The sequence below is a fragment of the Caballeronia mineralivorans PML1(12) genome (genome assembly GCF_001028175.1).
Classification (GTDB): Bacteria; Pseudomonadota; Gammaproteobacteria; order Burkholderiales; family Burkholderiaceae; genus Caballeronia; species Caballeronia mineralivorans.
This window is the reverse complement of sequence record NZ_AEJF01000269.1, coordinates 1-501: the sequence shown is the minus strand read 5'-3', so window position 1 is coordinate 501 and position 501 is coordinate 1. Positions and strand designations below refer to the sequence as shown.

Annotated in this window: 1 protein-coding gene; it reads right to left on the bottom strand. The window is 58.9% G+C overall.

The genetic code is table 11. The annotated features are described in order from the left end of the window. Window positions 1–501: phage portal protein (locus EOS_RS42595; protein WP_047898271.1), on the bottom strand; the 501-nt coding region annotated here is incomplete at both ends.

The following is a 501-nucleotide window of genomic DNA, read 5'->3' as shown; positions in this document are numbered from 1 at the left end:
ACCGCGTTTTGCGCACTCTTTCTCGTAGGTACTCAGTCCGGCTTCTATCAGCATCACCGCTTCCTGAACTTCTTTCAGACCATCGATGGCCATACGACCGGAGCCTATCCAGTCGCAGTTCCCCCAGGCACTGCGGGCTTCCTGAAAACTGAAGCGCGCTTTTGAAGGTAACGTCACCACGCGGCGAACGATGGCCTCTTCCAGCCAGCACAGAAACATCTGGCTCGCCTGACGGGATGCGACGAATTTTCGCCGCCCCATAAAGTACGCCCACGACTCGTTCGCACTGGCCCGTGCCGTGGAGTAGCTCATCTGGGCGTAATTCCGGGAAAGCTGCTCATACGAGACACCCAGCCCGGCAGCGATATACCGCAGCAGTGACTGCTCAAACACGGAGTAGCCGTTATCCGTATCCTGAGCCGCCTGCAGGTTCAGTGAGTCACCCGGCATCAGGTGCGGTACTTTTGCGCCTCCCAGCCGGACCGGCGCTGCGGCGTAATA